This is a genomic window from Methyloterricola oryzae, from assembly GCF_000934725.1.
GTDB lineage: Bacteria > Pseudomonadota > Gammaproteobacteria > Methylococcales > Methylococcaceae > Methyloterricola > Methyloterricola oryzae.
Genome location: NZ_JYNS01000034.1, coordinates 1 through 15,832 on the forward strand (window position 1 = coordinate 1; position 15,832 = coordinate 15,832).

At 56.4% G+C, this 15,832-nt stretch carries 16 protein-coding genes, 1 pseudogene and 1 riboswitch; of the genes and pseudogenes, 4 read left to right on the forward strand and 13 right to left on the reverse strand.

Going from position 1 to position 15,832, the window contains the following annotated elements:
- The 3 genes from EK23_RS23775 to EK23_RS24805 form a co-directional block, all read left to right on the forward strand.
- Positions 1 to 243: hypothetical protein (locus tag EK23_RS23775; protein WP_045227264.1), on the forward strand; the 243-nt coding region annotated here is incomplete at its 5' end.
- 699 nt (positions 244 to 942) lie between these two features.
- Entirely contained in the window at positions 943 to 2,013 is a 1,071-nt protein-coding gene (locus EK23_RS20460; protein WP_045227265.1) for a phospholipase D-like domain-containing protein, read from the forward strand.
- A gap of 125 nt (positions 2,014 to 2,138) precedes the next feature.
- Positions 2,139 to 2,303, forward strand: a complete 165-nt coding sequence (locus EK23_RS24805; protein WP_145998769.1) for a CAP domain-containing protein — start codon at positions 2,139 to 2,141, stop codon at positions 2,301 to 2,303.
- Between the two features lie 32 nt (positions 2,304 to 2,335).
- Here the strand turns inward: EK23_RS24805 and EK23_RS20470 are convergent, their stop codons facing one another.
- The 4 genes and pseudogenes from EK23_RS20470 to EK23_RS24815 all read right to left on the reverse strand — a co-directional run.
- On the reverse strand, positions 2,336 to 2,893 hold the full coding sequence (locus EK23_RS20470; protein ID WP_235282240.1) for a YbhB/YbcL family Raf kinase inhibitor-like protein: 558 nt from the start codon (positions 2,891 to 2,893) through the stop codon (positions 2,336 to 2,338).
- A gap of 686 nt (positions 2,894 to 3,579) precedes the next feature.
- Entirely contained in the window at positions 3,580 to 3,927 is a 348-nt protein-coding gene (locus EK23_RS24810) for a DUF3574 domain-containing protein (protein WP_082054388.1), read from the reverse strand.
- Positions 3,928 to 4,392: 465 nt separating this feature from the next.
- Entirely contained in the window at positions 4,393 to 6,009 is a 1,617-nt protein-coding gene (locus tag EK23_RS20480) for an ABC-F family ATPase (protein ID WP_045227268.1), read from the reverse strand.
- Between the two features lie 596 nt (positions 6,010 to 6,605).
- Positions 6,606 to 6,800: pseudogene (locus tag EK23_RS24815) on the reverse strand (cytochrome P450); the annotation flags it as partial.
- A 481-nt stretch (positions 6,801 to 7,281) separates the two neighbouring features.
- Here EK23_RS24815 and EK23_RS20485 point away from each other — a divergent pair.
- Positions 7,282 to 7,422 (forward strand): ATPase domain-containing protein, encoded by a 141-nt coding sequence (locus EK23_RS20485; RefSeq protein WP_082054391.1) that lies wholly within the window; start codon positions 7,282 to 7,284, stop codon positions 7,420 to 7,422.
- Positions 7,423 to 7,440: 18 nt separating this feature from the next.
- Here EK23_RS20485 and EK23_RS22200 read toward each other — a convergent pair whose 3' ends face one another.
- The 9 genes from EK23_RS22200 to EK23_RS20530 all read right to left on the reverse strand — a co-directional run bounded on the left by EK23_RS22200 (position 7,441) and on the right by EK23_RS20530 (position 15,570).
- Entirely contained in the window at positions 7,441 to 7,839 is a 399-nt protein-coding gene (locus EK23_RS22200; protein WP_052808411.1) for a VOC family protein, read from the reverse strand.
- A 26-nt stretch (positions 7,840 to 7,865) separates the two neighbouring features.
- Complete coding sequence (locus EK23_RS20495) at positions 7,866 to 8,675, reverse strand: phytanoyl-CoA dioxygenase family protein (protein ID WP_045227270.1); 810 nt, start codon at positions 8,673 to 8,675, stop codon at positions 7,866 to 7,868.
- Positions 8,676 to 8,823: 148 nt separating this feature from the next.
- Positions 8,824 to 9,105 carry an antibiotic biosynthesis monooxygenase gene (locus EK23_RS20500; protein WP_045227271.1) on the reverse strand — a complete coding sequence of 94 codons (282 nt, stop codon included), beginning with the start codon at positions 9,103 to 9,105 and terminating at the stop codon, positions 8,824 to 8,826.
- Between the two features lie 209 nt (positions 9,106 to 9,314).
- A complete protein-coding gene (locus EK23_RS20505) occupies positions 9,315 to 10,145 on the reverse strand; it encodes an alpha/beta fold hydrolase (protein WP_045227272.1) in 831 nt (276 codons plus the stop codon).
- Between the two features lies 1 nt (position 10,146).
- A complete protein-coding gene (locus tag EK23_RS20510) occupies positions 10,147 to 10,605 on the reverse strand; it encodes a GNAT family N-acetyltransferase (RefSeq protein ID WP_045227273.1) in 459 nt (152 codons plus the stop codon).
- 28 nt (positions 10,606 to 10,633) lie between these two features.
- Positions 10,634 to 11,497: a cupin domain-containing protein gene (locus EK23_RS20515; RefSeq protein ID WP_158002567.1), complete on the reverse strand. Its 864-nt coding sequence runs from the start codon at positions 11,495 to 11,497 to the stop codon at positions 10,634 to 10,636.
- Positions 11,498 to 11,884: 387 nt separating this feature from the next.
- Entirely contained in the window at positions 11,885 to 12,343 is a 459-nt protein-coding gene (locus EK23_RS22205; protein ID WP_268748202.1) for a class I SAM-dependent methyltransferase, read from the reverse strand.
- A gap of 485 nt (positions 12,344 to 12,828) precedes the next feature.
- Positions 12,829 to 13,092 (reverse strand): DUF5062 family protein, encoded by a 264-nt coding sequence (locus EK23_RS20525; protein ID WP_045227274.1) that lies wholly within the window; start codon positions 13,090 to 13,092, stop codon positions 12,829 to 12,831.
- An 861-nt stretch (positions 13,093 to 13,953) separates the two neighbouring features.
- Positions 13,954 to 15,570 (reverse strand): hypothetical protein, encoded by a 1,617-nt coding sequence (locus EK23_RS20530; protein WP_045227275.1) that lies wholly within the window; start codon positions 15,568 to 15,570, stop codon positions 13,954 to 13,956.
- A gap of 156 nt (positions 15,571 to 15,726) precedes the next feature.
- A riboswitch (cyclic di-GMP riboswitch) is annotated at positions 15,727 to 15,805 on the reverse strand.
- Between the last annotated feature and the right edge of the window lie 27 nt (positions 15,806 to 15,832).

A 15,832-nucleotide genomic window follows, 5' to 3' on the forward strand; every position in this document is an offset into this window, starting at 1 on the left:
ATCCTGGCGCCGATGGGCGCTGCACAGGCGCAAGGGAAATCCGGAGCGCACATCGCTGCTCAGGACGCACAGACTCCCACGACCAAGAATCTCTCCGCACGGGGCAGCATCGCGATGGTGCCAGGCTCGGTGCCACTGATCCGCAATCTGTCTGCCAGGGGCAGTCTCGCGCAGGTGATCCCAACTCCGAAGGAACAGCCGAAGGCAAGCCTCGATACCACACCGGCAGTGGCCGGTTTGTAGAATCGTGACACCTCACATCGGATTACCTTTCAACACCCGAGCGGTGCCTGCCCCTGCGAGACCAACAAGCGCCCATTTAAAAAGACTTCGTCCAGGGACGGACGACCTAAAGGCTTAGCGTGTTCGGGGCCTTCACAGACTAAAGCGGTGTCCGCATGGGATAGCCACCTGCTAGTGGGGAACTCCGCGCGAACCGCGGGGCTTCGCCCTCATGTAGAGCGCAATTACCACAGTCACCCCCATACTGCTGGACCGCAACCGGGACAACGCCGGCATCACCCGCGGCAAGCAACAGGTGGTGATGATCGATCAGCCCAAGACTTCGCCACAAAGGCGCCAACCCGGAAGTCTGCAATGCGGATTACACGGCGCCCGGTGAGCTTGCTGAAGCGGACATGAACACGTTCACGAGACCATGGACCCGCGCTGGAATCGCACCCTGCGTCAAGCCGGACCGATCTGCGTCGCTGTCTTGATGAGCGTTGATTTACCCAGTCATCCATTGCGTGGTATCTCACCCTACTCAACTGCTACAGCCATCGGATCTCCTATGCTTTCAGCACGGTGCTTTTCCAGGACACCGACCCGGCCGATCCTATGGCCAACAGATTTCGCCAGGATGGAATGGTACGTCTTTGAATCGCTTCAAGCGGGGAAACGCGGGCAATGAAGAATAGATTTTCGAGCGCGGCAACAGTCATGCTGTTCCTTATGTTGCTCGCGCAGGCTTTCCCGGGGATCGCCACCGCTACCAATGCCACGCAGCCTGGCATCGATACGAGCGTGCGGCGGCAATCCGCGCTCGATCTCCGAGCACTGACCGTGTTGCCCGATGATGGCCGTGACCTCTATTTCCAGGCGTTCGACGCCGCCAAGCGCGAGATTCGAATTGAGATCTGCGTTCTTGAGGATCCCCAGATCCTTGCGCGGCTGCGCTCGGCGCTTGCAAGGGGTGTGCGGGTGCGCGTGATCGCGGACCGCGGGAAGTATGAGGCACTCGAATCTGAGCGGACGAATCTGGAGCAGCAAGTAACGTCTTTAGGCGGTGAGCTTCACCTGAGCAATCCCCAGTTTCCGAGAAGCTTCCCCAAAGTCATCCTGATCGACGCTAAACGGGTTGTCTACGGCTCAGCCTGCCTCGATGAGACGACCTTCAAGCAGTACCGTGATTTTGCCCACGTTAGCAGCCAGACGAAACTTATACGAAATCTCGAGCGCCTGTTCGAGAACGATTGGTTGTACTCTGCAGAGGTCGGCCATGAGCCGCCGCCGTTCAATCCGACGCCGCGAATTTCGAAGCGCAATCTGCTGGTCTCTCCGGTCAATTCGGCTAAACAGCTGGTGGAGCTCTACCAGAAAGCACGAAAAAGCCTCGACGTCTACACGGAACTCCTCGGCAACCAAGTGCTGGAAAGTGAGTTGGCGGCTGCGGCACAAAGAGGTGTGGCGGTGCGCCTGATCGCACCTGTGAAAGTGAACGGAGCCACCGATGAGGTTCAGGACTTGCAGACCAAATCGTTGTCGGCCCTCGCGGCGACCGGGGTCGCTGTGCACGTCAGCGGACCGGAAGAGAGTGCTGATCTGCCGTACATGCATGCCCGGGCTGCCGTGGTTGATGGCAGGGAAGCTTATCTCGGCTCAATCAGTCTCTCGCCGTCCTCGCTTGGCTCCAATCGCGAAGTCGGTGTAATCCTGCGTCAGGTGACCGTAGTAAGGCAACTAAAAAACCAGTTCGAGTCGGATTATCAAACGCGTACCCGGAAGTTCTGAGTGCGGCTCGGTGCCGCATTACTCAGAGGCCATTCGGACACTTATGGCTTGCGTGCCATCGAACCGGAACGACTGCGTTTGTCGCCTGAAGCGTCCAGGTGTCCCGCACGGACGAGGAGTCCGAGATGAGGACGCCGCGCAACCGCCGCCCGGCCGGGAAGCACTTCGAGCATGACACCCAGCTCATCTGGGAAGGCACGACCATAGTCGGTTGTGCGATGGCGGTATGCGGAGACTCGCTGGCTCAGGCCTGGCGGCCGGCAGGCCACTGGGTCTGGCCAGGGTCCTGATTCCCGAGGGATTGAAACCGGCCTATGGCCGTTTACTTCCGATAGGTCCCCAGCAGTTCGGCTTGCCCGATCACATGTCCCCGCATCGCCTTTTCCAGTTGCGCCTTGGAGGGATGACCCAGATCAGGGAGCACCACGTCCAGTGCATAGAGCTTGTGAAAATAGCGGTGACGTCCGATTGGCGGGCAAGGGCCCCCGTAGCCGGTGCGCTTCCAATCGTTCAGTCCCTCCAAGGTTCCTGCGGGCAATTCGCGGGACGTCACGGCTTCCGGTAGTGTGGTCGCGGTGGGTGGCAGGTTGTAGAGCACCCAATGCACCCAGGTCATCTTGGGGGCGGCGGGGTCCGGCGCATCCGGGTCGTCCACGATCAGCACGAGGCTGCGGGCGCCTGTAGGCACTCCGGACCAATTCAAGGGTGGTGAAATATCAAGTCCCTGGCAGGTGTAACGGCTGGGAATCTCGCCTTGCTGTGCGAAGGCAGACGACTGCAGATTCAGGCTCATGACGTATTCTCCCGGGGTGGCTTCGGCAATGGCATTTTGGGTGCTCAACTGCAACAGCCAAATCAGCACAAATAAGACTTGGTACATGGCGATGGCCTCGGCGATATGATTGGTGCTACTTCCTGCGCATCATCCCCCGAACGCGCGGACGGCGCCAAACCCTCGTACGCGTATTGTAACGGCCTTTCTTACCTCCGGAGCGGCCGACCGAATAAGCCTCGCAGTCCTCCAGGTAGGCCCGGCGTTCGTCCATATGCACGGACAATTCTGAACCCGCTTCAGTCCAGACGGGACACGACGCGAAAGCAGATCGATCTTTTGCCGCCGACATCCATCAAGCTTTCAGTTCGAAGCTACAAGCCGTCACCCATCCAGGTCTCCCAGGGCTCGAAAGCGATTTTCGAGCCCCCTGCCCTATGGCACCACCAGGACAGATGGGGGCCTAAACAAATCTGACGCTTATATACCCGGTGACGGCCGGGTCACGAGGAACCACCTCACCAATTTCCAGTAAAAACAATGCAGTCTGAAAACACCTGCAAGGCATACCATCGAGTCTCCATCTGACCCAGGAGAGCTACCATGAAGACCCTAATTGTGCTTTTGCTCCCGATACGAATGGTGTTGGCAATCTTGCTCGTCTGTGCCAGTGCCTTGGCTTCGGCCGCGTTTACCTCGGATCCTATCGTGTTCGTCGCCCATGGCACGATCATGGGGGCGGACGGTAAGCCGATAGAACCGGACGCCGAATTTTTCCAGCAGGCTCAAGAATTCTATATCGCTGACCTCACCCGCAAACTGAACACCAAAGCCCGAATGAACGATGCCAGCAAGAAGCGATCGATCATTGGCGAAACCGTTAAGGAAAGGGTTTTCGCCCAAGCCTTGTTCATCGATTGGCAGACTGACAGACCGTATGGGAACCTCGGTGTTACGACCTCGTTCAGGAAGGACTCCCAATCAGCCGCCTCCACCTTGCCGCCCGGATTGACCGTTCCGAAGTAGAGCCTTTCACTCGTCATGCGACGCTCGCCCGTTCGGCAGTTCACGTCCTGCATCGATGTACAGCCCGAAGTCAGCATAGCGAGCGCGGAAGCGAGGGAAACGAAGATCTTGGACATGACTCGGATGGCGACGCCTATTCGGTAAGGGAAAAGGCCTCGCAGCCACTACCCCTCAGAACACCGGACGTGCGGGTCACCTAGCCGGCCTTGCGATGGCCAAGAATTCCACCGCGCCTCATCGCGCGCTCCTCGAGGTGTGCAGCCTAATTCTGCTGAAGGGTTTCGCTGGCAACGCGAACGTCAGCCCGGTATCCGCACCAGTCACCGTGGGGCCGTAGACGGGTTGACGAAGGAGCAACTCGTGGAGAGAGCCACGGCATTGTCGAAAAAGCTTGGGCTAACCCTTCCCCACAATCATTAGTAAATTCATGACCTTCCCGGGGTCTTCTATCCCACTTCAAATTCTTGAACTGAAAAAGTAATAAGCCTATTCACGGCACATAAGTCAGAATCACAGCCATCAGAGGTGATTTGCTCCGACGTAAAATCATTTCCGACCCTCGGACTGAATACCGATGCCGATCAGGCACGGCGCCGCGCCGCCTCTTCAATTCCGGTCTGGGCTTCGAGATACTGTTCGTAGTCCCCATTGAAGTGCACAACACCCTCGGGCGTCAGTTCAATGATCCGGGTGGCCAGAGAAGAGACGAACTCCCGGTCGTGGCTGACGAAGATGAGGGTGCCCGGATAATGCTCCAGGGCTGTGTTCAAGGACTCGATAGACTCCATGTCCAAGTGATTGGTTGGCTCGTCCAGCACCATGAAGTTGGGCTGTTGCAGCATCAGTTTTCCGAACAACATGCGCCCCTGCTCACCGCCGGAGAGTACCTTCACTGATTTCTTGATTTCATCCTGGGAGAACAGCAGACGTCCCAAGATGGCGCGAACTGCTTGCTCGTCATCGCTTTCACGTTTCCATTGGGCCATCCAGTCGAATAAACTGAGGTCCTCCGCGAAATCAGCGGCATGTTCCTGAGCAAAATATCCGAGGCTGACGTTCTCGGACCATTTTACTTCTCCCTGATCGGGTGCCCATTCGCCCACGAGGGTCTTCAACAGCGTGCTCTTGCCGATGCCGTTTGGGCCGATAACCGCAATCCGCTCTCCGACTTCAATCATGAGATTAAGGCCCTTAAACAGCTGCAACGAATCAAACCCCTTGGCTATATCCTTCAGTTCCAACGCCAGGCGGTAGAGTTTCTTTTCCTGATTGAAGCGGATAAAGGGATTGACTCGACTTGAAGGCTTGATATCTTCCAACTTGATCTTTTCAATCTGGCGGGCTCTTGAGGTGGCCTGTTTCGCCTTGGAAGCGTTGGCGGAGAAACGGCTGACGAAGGATTGCAATTCGGCGATCTGTGCCTTCTTCTTGGCATTGTCGGCCTGCTGACGTTCCCGAACCTGCGTGGAAGCGATCATGAAGTCGTCATAGTTGCCCGGATAAACCCGCAGTTCGCCGAAGTCCATGTCGGCCATATGAGTGCACACACTATTGAGGAAATGACGGTCATGGGAAATGATCACCATGGTACTGTTCCGCTGGTTAAGCAGATCTTCCAGCCAACGGATAGTGTTAATGTCAAGATTATTGGTGGGCTCATCCAGCAACAGGATGTCCGGATCGGCGAACAGAGACTGGGCCAGTAGCACACGGAGTTTCCAGCCCGGCGCCACGACACTCATGAGGCCATTGTGCTGCTCCAAAGGGATTCCAACCCCTAATAGAAGTTCACCCGCACGTGCCTCGGCGGTATAGCCGTCGAATTCAGCAAATATCGACTCCAACTCAGCGGCGCGCATGTAGTCATCTTCGCTCGCCTCCAGATTGGCATAGATGGCGTCCCGTTCCGCCATGGCCGACCACATTTCCGAATGGCCCATCATCACCACGTCCAGCACCCGTTGGTCCTCGTAAGCGAATTGGTCCTGGCGCAACTTGCCTAGGCGCAGATTCGCGTCCAGTGAAACATTGCCGGCACTAGGCTCCAATTCACCCCCGAGAATCTTCATGAAGGTCGACTTGCCGCAGCCATTGGCACCGATCAGGCCGTAGCGGTTGCCCCCACTGAACTTGACCGAAACGTTTTCGAACAGGGGCTTCGCCCCAAATTGCATGGTGAGATTGGCGGTAGCTAACAAGGTGACTCCAAAGGTTGGATTTGCATGCAGGACTGGCGTACCTGCGCAAAAAGGAAAACGTGGGTCTTACGGATGGAGGAAAATCGGTGAGGACAGAGGTTTTCTCGGGTCAGACAGGAAAAATACTCTGGCGCGTGGCCCCGGCGTAACCCCACTACAAACAACAAAGCCTGTATCGCCGCAAGCCTTTGACGTATATGGCGGCCAGGGACGGAATCGAACCGGCGACGCGGGGATTTTCAGGTTCTTGACCGATTTTCACAAGTTTTTATTCAATTACTTAAAGTCGCACTACCCGCGCAATTGTGACGGAAAGTGACAGAGACGGAATGTTTGTTACTGCAGGATGTCACGATTTAGTCACGCACTCGCATTGTAATGGTGTCTAAATCACTCCGAGGTCTTTCCGCGTTGTGACGTCAAGATAAACCGGATCTTTTCTAGTTTAGCTCGATAGCCTCCGGTTTGATACGGCCCAGTGAAGCGTGTCGTCAAGCCAGGTGGTGGGTCACATCGATGTCGGTTCCAGGGAACATGCGCACGCTGGATGCCGGGCGCGGCGCGACGCCTATGCAGACCAGGCTTGGTGTCATCGTAAAGCCAAAGCGTTCTGCCGGTATAAGTGCGCCGGGTTCTGTCTCAAGTCGGTAGGTGTGGCAAACGGCGGCCAACGCCATTTTCAATTCGAGCCAGGCGAGGTGGCTGCCCGGAAAAATTCGTGGACCGGCGCCGAAGGGTATTAAGGCCTGCTTGTTGCGAATCGGATAGCCCTTTCGACGGCTTTGGCCGATAGGTCGGCAGAGAGATTTGGTTCAGGGACGACAGCAATGCAGACATCAGCGGCCATCCCGGTGTGGAATGCCCGTTGTGCACTCAGTCGCAGCCAGGCGCTAGCTTGGAATTCTCGGCGTCAGGTCGGCCAAAGCAGTCAAACGAAAGTACCGTCGTTGGCTGTATTATAACGACAGCATTTCCGAGTACCTGTTGGCGCGGTGGCATCAGGATTGGTTGATACTATTGTCGAGACACGAAGACCAAGAGAGTTACTCAGGGCCTGGCCAACTCATGCGTTTCAGCGACGGAAGCTATTCGACAGGCTTTACCGACAATTATTCGATCAGGCGATTCAGATTAATCGGATCTACTGATATTCAAGACTCCAAAAGGGCAACCCTGACGTCAGGATTAGTTAGTTTTTCGGTAACTTTGGCGTTAACCAGGAGAATAATGACGATGAGCGACCCCGATGCAGCTAAGTCGGGTCAACCCCAGATGGAGCCGCTGCTAAAAATACCTTCGGGGATCAAGGGACTTGACAAAATTACCCAAGGTGGCCTGCCAAAGGGCCGTGCTGTATTGGTAGCCGGTGGACCGGGTTCTGGGAAGACTTTGTTGGGCATCCAACCGGCCTAAACGCGACATAACCTCTCATTAGCGGCATAGTCTCCCTCCCGCTGCCCATGCATGGAGAGAGGGGTAGCAGACTTCCACAATGTTACCGGACGGATCGCGGAACAAGATGGTTTCGCCACCTCGTTGGGGTTTGGGGCCGGAAACTACCTCGGCGCCCATGTCCCGAATCGCTACCACTGCGGACGGAAATGAAGCCCTTTCGCAGGGAAAGGCGATATGCGCCATGGTGTAGGCGCGGAAGTCATAGCCGGTGACCTCCATCAATCCGAGGACCACATCCCCTGCGCCGACGAATGCCTGTTTGGGATCATCCCACCGGTCGATGACGGAGAACCCGAACAACTGGGTATAAAAGGCAATGCTTTCGTCCAGATCGCGCACGTTCAAGCCGACATGATCGATGCGGGGCGGAATCATGGTGCGCCTCGTCGGGCAAGAGAATTTCAGGGGTGCGTACATCCTTCCGGTGCCGATGTGCGGGCAATTGCCCGGGCAGTCTGATACCAGCGAGCGTTATCGATACGGTCCTGTTCGTACGCGCTTGGCAGCGTATCTTTATCCAGATACGGCAGTGTATAGGGATGCGGCCTGCCGATGCAAAGATCCAGCGCCTTCCGGGTTTCGTTCAGCCGGTAGTTTCCCCGGTGAATCATCTGGGCGTGAAAGATCAGCACATCGCCGGGATCCAGCTCGAGCAGGACGGCGCCGGGCAGCTCTTCGCCGTTGTGATGCCCGTTCAGTTCAAGGCGCACATTCCTCTCCAGATCGGTATCCCAGCGTTTGTGGGTGCCGGGGATCAGTTCAAGGCCTTGCTCCGGCACGAGCGGAATCCGGACATGCAGGGCGAGCAGGTTCAACTGCTCCGCTGCTTGGGCTGCATCGTCGATCGGTGTGTACTGCAGATCCCTATGCCAATACGGACTCTGATCGCTTTTAAACGGATTGAAGAACAGTTGGGTGTTATGGAAATAGAGTTCATCTCCGAATAAACGGTCCAGCAGGGAGAACAATCGATCCGAAGCCAGTAACTGAAACAACGACAGCCGCTCTGCTTCGTGCCCTTGAAAATACTTCGGGCTGGTCAGCGAATGCAGGTTGATCAGTTTGTTCTCGATATAGGCGGCCCGATTTTCTTCAAGCCACTGACGGTAAATGCGATCGACGATCTTGGTCAGATGCCCGATTTCCGGCGGGCTCAGTAGGGATCTGGCCCCTAAATAACCCTGGTCTTCGAATTCGGATTTCTCGCTCATGGGATGATTCCGTAACGATTTGGATGGGGACGGGAAATTGTTTTGGCATTTTCCATCGAACTGGCATCCGCTAGCGCGGCGAGCAACTCGAAGCCCGGCTTACCGATTGCTGGCAGAGCGGTACTGGTAGGCTCCCTGAAACTGTACGCTATAGCTCGCCACGTTCAATTTCTCGCAGATAGACAAAATTCGGCGCCTTTACACCTGCCTTTTTCCGAATCTCCAAAAGTTCGGGAGATTCGAAAAACCGTCTGGCATTCTCCAACGAGGACCACTCCGAGAAATGGACAATGAGATTTTCGTCCTTGTCGTCTCTCATGAGTTGGTAGCGGATTTCCCCCGCGTTTTTTCGGATCTCCGCCGCGCTATCGAAAATGGCCTTCCATGTCGGATAGGCCTCCACTTCATGAATGATCAATACGTACTGCATGCAGAAATCTCCAAGGGGTTGGATTATATGAGGGCCTTGTTTCAGATTCGGCCAAGGCCTTATAAGTCGTCCGTCTCGCCGGGATGATTGAGCGCTCAAGAATCAAGATATTCTCGGTACGGTGTGGAAACGACACTTCCAACACCACGCAGCCCACCTCCGTCTTGAATGGGCCTGAAACATTTATGGGAAACTCCAGCGCGGCCAGATCAGCCGTTTGGCAGTGCGAGTTGAATGCAGATTCGTTCCGCCGATTGATAAAGACAGGAATAATGCGACAAACCTTCCAGTATCTCGACCCGCGAGCAACTGCGGAGCTGCGAGGCCAGGTAGTTCGCCATGCCTACCGGCGACCAGTTGTCCTGCCTGCCGTGCCAGATATGGGTTTCGGCGGTGACTTCGGACAGCATGGCCTCCCACGGCTGCACATAGGCCTTGATGTCCCTGACATAGCCAGGCACTCGCTCGACGAAACAGTCCCGCAGGGTTTCCTTCATCCGTTCCCGAAACTCCGAGTCGGCTGCCAATGCTCGGTCCTTTCCGCTTGCGTTCAGAAAAAGCAGGTTGAACAACGCTGCCGGAAATGACCGTGCAAGCAGGCCTTGTCCCCTCGACAAATATTCGAAACGCGCCGGAGCGATCCGTGCCAGCCGAAAAACCCCGCCCCCGGCCATGGCGGTGAGAAAATCGCCTGCTTCCAGCGGCACCGCCGCTGACACGAGGTGGAGGCTGCGGACCCCCGCTCCGAGATGCCGGCAGGTCTGCAAGGCCACGAAAGCGCCGATGGAAAAGCCGATCAGGTCGACGGATACTCCGCCGGCCTTCTCGGAAATTGCCTCGGCCAAGGCGAGAAAATACGATTCGCTGGTCAGTGACCTGTCGAGGGCGAATCGGTCGAAGCAGATGACATTCAGTCCACGCTCCTTCCCCAACCGATCAAAGAGCGCTACTTCGTAGGGTGCGCCGGGGGCACCGTGAAAATAGACTACGACCCGGCCTTGCGCCGAGCCGAATTGCCGATAAGCCAGGGGTGACGCCATTTCAGCCCAGTTCTAGTTTCATAGGGATTTGGATCACGCCCGATTCATCGACCACTTCGCCGCGGCCGATAAACCCGAGTCTCTCGTACAGGCCGACCGCGAAGCGTGAGGAGTTAACGGTGAACACCGCTGGATTGCCGGCTTCGAGACTGGCGGCCCTAGCCGCCTGCCAGAGCGCTCTCGCCAAGCCTTTGCCCTGGAAACGCTCGGCCACGAACAGGTGATAAATATGCCGGTTGTCTCGCATGGCGACGACACCGGCCAGTTCGCCATTTTCCTCGGCGACGTGGTAGCGATACCCGGCTGCCAGATAACTGCTAATAGCCGGTTCGTCCATGGAAGTGAGCAACCGGCCTGCCACCTCCTCGGGAAATTCATAGGCGATGTACTTCCCGGTGAGATGTCGCGCGAGGACGCTGATGCGGGTCGCATCGGCAAGGGTTGCTAGACGTATCTCCATGGCTATAGGGTAGGAGGTAGCGAAACCGCTACCCGCTTACCGTTTCGTAAGGCGTCCTCTCCTTATGGAAAAAGCCGTACCCACCCCGGGTCGCACGCGCTTCAAGGTCCACATCGGGATAATGCGACCAGTCACCCGGCAGACGGTCACCCACTTCAAGATAAACCGCGACCCTATCGGTGCGATTGATCAAATGATGCCCATCGGGCTTGCCGGCGGGAAACCCTGCGCACACGGCGGAGCCAAGCACTTGCTCTCCATTCTCCGTCACCAGGGTCAGCTCGCCCTCTAGGACATAGATGAACTCGTCCTGACGGGAGTGCCAGTGCCTGAGCGCGGACATCGCCCCCGGCTCCAGTCTCACGAAATTGACGCCGCAGTTTTGCAGGCCCAACGCATCGCCCAACGCCTGCTTATTGTGGCCAGTCATGCGCTGCCGCATTTCCTCAGTCGGGTATATGGATGACGTTCTGGCGCTGACGGAGGCAGGGTCGAGTGCGGGCAAATTCAGCGATGCCTGGGCGAGGGGAGCGTCCGCGTAATTCGCAGAAGCGCGAATGACCTTGCCAGTTCCATCGAACTCGAAGCATTCCGCCGCCATCCCACGGTGCCCTCGATAGTACAGAACGGCTTGATCGATCCCCCCGAGCATCTCGACCAGATCGAAATGCAGATCGGATAAACGTTCCAGGCCCTTCGCCCAATATGCCCGAATGGCATTCTTGCCCTTCAGATGACCGCTGGGCTCTCCCGCGATGTCGACAATGAGCGGTGAGGAAAACTCGAAGTCCTCGACGTAATGGGACAACACCGCGTCCAGGTCGTGACGACTCCAGGCATCGATCCGGCTTTCGGCGAAGCGTCTTGCCGTTTGCGCGTCGATCAAAGGCATGAGGTACACCCTGTCAGGTTTCACGTTAAGGAAAAGAGACTGGTAATTTGTCCCACAAGAATCAGAAATATGACAAGCTCCAAATCCAGCGTTTTCCAGTGGAATGACGCTCAAGGTCGTTACCGTTTTACGGCCCAGGCACCGACATGGGCCGGCAGCATGGCCGTACTGCCGACCGCCCCGAACTCACCGAGCAAACGCTCCGCAAAGGTATCGATGTCGAATTCAGCCTATGAAGCAACGTCGAACTCGACCAACCGCGGTAAATGGCTGCGGAGGGTCGCGGCGAGGTACCCGTAACCGCCCCAATGTGCAACGCAACCGACTGGGCTTAACATCTGCATGGCGGGCGCAGCAAGCCCTGGCTGCTGGAATATCCCCGACAATTTAAGGCCAGTATCTGTCTGTGCGCCGCTTCTCGCGAAAGCCTCCCAAACCCAACTCATGGCCCGGTCGAGCAAGGCCGAAGACCGATGCGACCTCAGGGGAATGCTGGGGTCTAATTCTTCGAAGGCGATGATGCCGTCTGGTTTTACATGAGCCGCGGCCTGGGCCAGCAAAGACCGCAGGATTGGAGGGGTACATCAGGACCAGCCTCCCCACCACGGCATCAAAGTCGCGTTCGAGGTCAAGCTTCAGAATATCGCCGGCGTGAAACGTGACCTGCGAAAGTCCAAGCCTGATCGCCCTTTCCCGGGCAACTTCCAGCACATCGGGATTGATGTCGACCGCCGTCACGGCGCCGTTAGGCCCCACCAATTCTGCCGCAATTAGCGCCACATCCCCAGCACCACTACCGACATCCAACACTTTCATGCCCGGCTTGATGCCAGCCTGCTTGAACAGCCAACGGGTAAAGGGTTAGTACAGTTGAGCTTGAGCCTTGAGGCGAGAAGCTTCATGGTCTGAGCGGCCCAATGCATATCCGAAATCATCTGCTTCCATCGTTTCTCCATCGCTTTATCAATTGAGCCGGTCAACGGTCATCCACGTGCATCGTTATCGCTACCGTTAGGCGTCATTCAAGCCCCCTCGTGATGATCGCTAAGCCGAGCTTGAGACGAGCCCGGCGGCCGCGGCAAAGTCAGCTACCGGAGTTATTGTGTTGAAAAACTCGCCTGCCCGCAGTTTGTGCAGCATGCCGGAGCAGGAAACGGCACTATCATCGACTCGTACGCAAAAATTGGCTCAGATGCCTTCTGAAAGGTTGCCAGATTTCACGTAGGAACGCGTCCCGGGCGCCGTCATCTCCGGGATCGATGTTTTTCAACAGAATCTGAGTTAAAGCGGTCATCCAACAGTTGTACTACATGTTCGACGCCAGCTTTCTATCAGCATTGAAGTAGCGGATGATCCTTGGGTAACTGACGCGCGATCCATAATGCCAATCTGTGTTTCATGTTTGGCCCGTTTTCCTGATTGGTCGGCAGAGGAACGATAAGTTTGTCTTTCACCAGCAACCGATAAAGGCACTCCAGTTTTTCTTTCGCCGAATCCGTTGGGCGAAACTCCGCGTATCCGCGCTGTTTCGCGTAGTTTTCTGCGACCTCTAAAGCCTTTTTTGTCAGCTGTGCTTCATTTTTTAGCTTGGTCATTTTGCTCAGGATTTAATTGCGATTCATAGCTTTGGGGATCCATCCACTACCGCTGATCATCACAGTACCATGAGCCATGAAGCGACAGAAGCTTGCGTTAGAGCCAATTTTTCAAAAGACCCATCACCGCGGTGAGTTATCGTAACTCAGATGGTGTATCGCGAAACCGGCGCTTTCATCAGTCTGATGGAATGATTTGCCCTTGGGCCAGCAGCCGCTAGTCCCTTGGCGAGCAGCGGAAGCGTTGCAGGAATGCACGGCTGAAGTGCGACAAGTCATTGAACCCCCACCGGTAGGTAGGGGCCCGGCTCGCTATGCACTTGCCCGGCGTTACCCACGACCCTGATTGGGTTCTTCTGGACGCGCACCTAGACCCGCAGGACGCAGAAACCAGATGCATCACTGTGGAAGGTAGCCCGCTCCTCTCGACCCGCTCAGGCGCTCCTGGGTCGGCTGGGCATTGCGGGCTGTGCTCACGGGCAATCGGTGATGGCCTGCATGCCCCTACGCTACCCGATCATGCCCCATGGACGGCACTGGAGAAAACCTGAACACTGGCTGCACGCCCCAGCCAGCAAGGCCTGGAACAGGATTCCACAGGACTTTCCACAGGCTTCTCCCCAGAATCTGTGGAAAGACCAAGCCTGCAAGTTCGGCGGAAGGGAGCTGGTGGCTTACTGACGCCTTGAGCACTGTGGCCGCGTATCCCGGCCCCCGGGCGTCAGTGGCATTTGCCGTGGGTGCCCTCTGGCACGGTGTTGCGCGCGAAGGCGTCCGCATGAGCATCGAACGCCAAGACTACGCCGTGTTTAGTATCGCCGCCAATTGGGGGCTTCTGGCGCTCCCCCAATAGCGACTGGCTTACTCTTCACGAACATACACTGACTGCTCCACTGTCACTGGTTCGTCCCTGTCTTTGTATGTAACCATCATGCGAATGGTATGCTGGCCAGGGGCCAATCCCAGATGCGTGCCGGCACCATCATCCAACTCGAATGGCGCTTGGCGCTCGGTACGGTAAAAAACGTCGTCCACGTAGAAATCAATGGAAGCGATGCCTGTTGGTGGCCACCAGTAGATCCACTCCGGTCTGTCGCTCGGCAGGTTAATATCCAGGCAGTCATATCCACTTCCGTCGAGCACTGGGTCCTGGCTACATCGCAGCGGGTGACTGGTGCTGAAACGTGTGTCGACGGTCAAGGGCTTGCGCCCGTCCCGGAACCGCACCACGCTGCGAACAAATTGATCGTCGGCCCAGATATTGCCGGTGACAGGCTCTCCCCCCACTAGCTCAAATGGCGCTTTATATTCCGTTCGCTTGGTTTGTGAACTGTTTACATAGAAGTCGACGGATTTGACGGCTGTCTCCGGCCACCAGTAAACCCACTGCGGCCCACGCGTGAGTGAACCTTCGCACTCGGGATCCTTGCCGTCCACGACGGGGTCGGAACTGCAGCGCAGTGAGTGCTTGCCCACTTCAAAGGCGGAGGTCAAGGTCTTTGTGCCGCCATGTTTGAACTCAACGACGGCGCGGATTTCGTGTGGACCTGTGGCCAACTTGCTGGCGCTGCCACCGTCAAACTCCCAGGGCTTATAGCGTTCGGTCCGGTGAAATCGCCCATCCAGGTAGAAATCAACCTTTTTGATATCGCAGGCGGGCCACACATACGCCCAGACTGGGTTATTGAGAAAGGTTCCTGAGCACATTTGATCCTTACCGTCGACCATGGCGTCAAGGCTGCAGCGAAGATCGGGCAGTGCTTTGACAACAAAGTCATCGAAAGTCATTCGAGTCCCGCCTTCTGTTGCTCCGATGCGGATGCTCCCGGGTGGCAAGGGATTCGTATCGGTGAACTTGAGATACTGGGTGCCATTCAGAAATACTCTCAAGGTTCCCTCTTCCATCCGAATTTGGGCAGTAACAGGAACATCAATAGGACTGAAAGTGACATCGGTAGGCGCCTGACTTGAAGATCCATAGCAACCGCCCGGATAGGGTTGCAGACAATCGGTGCGGTTCAGTGTTATGTGATCGTACCGGATCGGCTCACCGGGAAAACTTTCGGTAACCCTGCTAAATCGCAATTCGTAAGCTTTCCCAACTCCTGAGAGGGACTGCTCCCGGATAATAACCATTCCCTCCGGTACGTCCATGGGGTGGAGTTTTACTGAGACTTCAAGATTCTTCTGCGGGTCAAGCTGAAGCGTCGCATAAGCGTCCCAATCGTGACTGCAGGCCATAGCTCCGCCTACACACGCAGAGAAAAAGAATCGCCCGTCCTCGATCCACTCCCGGCCCGCCTGCGAGCCCCAATTGTTCAAGGAGTCTTGGTTGTCGAAGTGGTCTTCAAACAAGACGGTATCCCAGGCTAATGTGGGAGCACTGAAGGCGCTGAAGAATAACGAGAGGATGCCGGCGACCAGCCAGAGGAAGATGCCGGGCGTGGCCGTATTATGAGTTTGATGCGGGCGAAACATGGCACATTCCTCCCCCTGGGCGGGATATGGAGGCGCATTCGGCTGGTACTTGAAATTAAACTGCGTGGATGGTCAAGGCGTTGTCACAGGGCCATATCCGCAATCCCGAACTGAATCACAACCGAATGTCCCTCAGCGGTCATGACGATGATCGCATCCGGCAGTCCGGCTTTCCTTTGAGTGAGGACCCGCGACTTTCTGCCCCTGTCTTACGGCAGGTTTGGCTTTGGGATTGAGCTGATCGATTACATTCAAAACATAG

Excerpts from the sequence above, each read along its gene's own strand:
- EK23_RS20510 (WP_045227273.1), bottom strand. The coding sequence starts at position 10,605 with ATGGAGATACGTCTAGCAACCCTTGCCGATGCGACCCGCATCAGCGTC.
- EK23_RS20505 (WP_045227272.1), bottom strand. The coding sequence starts at position 10,145 with ATGGCGTCACCCCTGGCTTATCGGCAATTCGGCTCGGCGCAAGGCCGG.
- EK23_RS20495 (WP_045227270.1), bottom strand. The coding sequence starts at position 8,675 with ATGAGCGAGAAATCCGAATTCGAAGACCAGGGTTATTTAGGGGCCAGA.
- EK23_RS20515 (WP_158002567.1), bottom strand. The coding sequence starts at position 11,497 with ATGCCTTTGATCGACGCGCAAACGGCAAGACGCTTCGCCGAAAGCCGG.
- EK23_RS22200 (WP_052808411.1), bottom strand. The coding sequence starts at position 7,839 with ATGATTCCGCCCCGCATCGATCATGTCGGCTTGAACGTGCGCGATCTG.
- EK23_RS20530 (WP_045227275.1), bottom strand. The coding sequence starts at position 15,570 with ATGTTTCGCCCGCATCAAACTCATAATACGGCCACGCCCGGCATCTTC.
- EK23_RS24805 (WP_145998769.1), top strand. The coding sequence starts at position 2,139 with ATGAGGACGCCGCGCAACCGCCGCCCGGCCGGGAAGCACTTCGAGCAT.
- EK23_RS24810 (WP_082054388.1), bottom strand. The coding sequence starts at position 3,927 with ATGTCCAAGATCTTCGTTTCCCTCGCTTCCGCGCTCGCTATGCTGACT.
- EK23_RS20525 (WP_045227274.1), bottom strand. The coding sequence starts at position 13,092 with ATGACCAAGCTAAAAAATGAAGCACAGCTGACAAAAAAGGCTTTAGAG.
- EK23_RS20500 (WP_045227271.1), bottom strand. The coding sequence starts at position 9,105 with ATGCAGTACGTATTGATCATTCATGAAGTGGAGGCCTATCCGACATGG.
- EK23_RS20470 (WP_235282240.1), bottom strand. The coding sequence starts at position 2,893 with ATGTACCAAGTCTTATTTGTGCTGATTTGGCTGTTGCAGTTGAGCACC.
- EK23_RS20485 (WP_082054391.1), top strand. The coding sequence starts at position 7,282 with ATGGAGCCGCTGCTAAAAATACCTTCGGGGATCAAGGGACTTGACAAA.
- EK23_RS20460 (WP_045227265.1), top strand. The coding sequence starts at position 943 with ATGCTGTTCCTTATGTTGCTCGCGCAGGCTTTCCCGGGGATCGCCACC.